This is a genomic window from Streptomyces sp. E11-3, assembly GCF_046540415.1.
GTDB lineage: Bacteria > Actinomycetota > Actinomycetes > Streptomycetales > Streptomycetaceae > Streptomyces.
This window is the reverse complement of record NZ_JAZGRL010000156.1, coordinates 1-1,653: the sequence shown is the minus strand read 5'-3', so window position 1 is coordinate 1,653 and position 1,653 is coordinate 1. Positions and strand designations below refer to the sequence as shown.

General features: G+C 71.3%; 1 protein-coding gene. It reads right to left on the bottom strand.

Annotated elements, in window-relative coordinates; translation table 11 throughout:
* Nucleotides 1–66: 66 nt before the first annotated feature.
* Nucleotides 67–1,455 carry a transcriptional regulator gene (locus U9R90_RS36055; RefSeq protein WP_411061704.1) on the bottom strand — a complete coding sequence of 463 codons (1,389 nt, stop codon included), beginning with the start codon at nt 1,453–1,455 and terminating at the stop codon, nt 67–69.
* Nucleotides 1,456–1,653: the final 198 nt, after the last annotated feature.

Below are 1,653 nucleotides of genomic sequence, written 5' to 3'. Positions count from 1 at the left end.
CGCACGGCTGTTGGGGGACCCCAAGGCCCCCCAACAGCCGTGCGCGCTCCCGGAATACGCGCCCCCTTACGCCGCCATCAGGTCAACCCGCGCCCCGAACTCCCGCACCACCGACTCGTCCCGGAACGGTTCGAGCCGCTCCTTGAAGTCCTCCAGATACTCCGCACCCCGGTTGGACCGCAGCCCGCCGAGCAGTTCGACCGCCCGCGTCCCCGTGTGGCACGCCTGCTCCACCTCACGCTGCTGCACCTGCGCCGTCGCCAGCAGGACGAACCCGATCGCCCGCCGTCGCGCCCGTGACTCGGGGTGCCCGTTCAGGGACTCCTGGGCGCTGCGCGAGGCCGCCTCCGCATGGCCGAGGTCGCGGTGGCAGTGCGCCAACTCGTCGGCCAGATACGCGTGGTCGAAGTGCGCGATCCACACCGGGTCGTCCCCGGCCGCGGAGGCCGCGTCCGCCCGCTCCATCGCGGAGTGCGCCCGCATCGCCACCGTCTGGGTCGCCCGCGCGTCCCCGAGCAGCGCGTGCCCGCGCGCCTCGGCCGCGTAGAACATCGACTCCGCACGCGGTGTCACGCGCCCGCGCGCCCCTTCCTGCGCCGCCCGCGCCAGCTGCGCGATCTCCCGCGGGCTGCCCAGCTGCGCCGCCAGGTGGCTCATGGACGCGGCCAGTACGTACCCGCCGTACCCCCGGTCCCCGGCCGCCTGCGCGAGCCGCAGCGCCTGGATGTAGTACCGCTGGGCGAGCCCCGGCTGCCCGGTGTCCACGGCCATATAGCCCGCGAGCTCCGTCAACCGGGCGACCGCGGCGAACAGTTCACGGCCCACCGACTCGCGGTACGAGCCCGCGAGCAGCCCGGACACCACGGAGTTCAGGTAGTGCACCACGACCGGGCGGACATGCCCGCTGCCGTACTGGTGGTCCAGCTCGACCAGCGCGCCGGTCATCGCCTTCACCGCCGCCACATCGGCCTTGCCGACCCGCGGCCCCGCGGTCCTGGCGACCTGGTTGTCCATCGCCGTGATCAGCCAGTCACGGCTCGGCTCGACCAGCGCGGAGGCCGCGACCGACGAGCCGGTGAGGAAGTCGCGCCGCCCCACGTCGCTGCGCCACAGCTCACAGACCTGCTCCACCGCGCCGAGCACGGTCGGCGAGAACTGCAGCCCGACCCCGGAGGCGAGGTGCTTGCCGTTGGCCATCCCGATCTCGTCGATCGTGACGGAACGGCCCAGCTTGCGGCCCAGCGCCTCGGCGATGATCGCCGGGGCCCGGCCGCGTGGTTGCTGTCCCCGCAGCCAGCGGGCGACGGACGTCTTGTCGTAGCGAAGATCGAGACCGTGTTCGGCACCACACATGTTGACCCTGCGGGCCAGTCCGGCGTTGGAACAGCCGGCTTCCTGGATGAGTGCCTGCAACCGTTCGTTCGGCTGCCGTGCGACGAGCGGCCTGGCGGCCATGGCGTACCCCCTGAGTGCACCGATGTGACTGCATCCCCGTTGATCAATTGATCAATGCCCAACGGTCAAACAGACGATGCAGACATACAAGGCATGTCTCGGTATACGGCTTATAAGACGAATGACGAGTAAGGTCAGCCGTCGCCCCCCTCACACCTGGCTACCCACCCCCGCTGCCGATCCGCCTGCGCGCCCCCG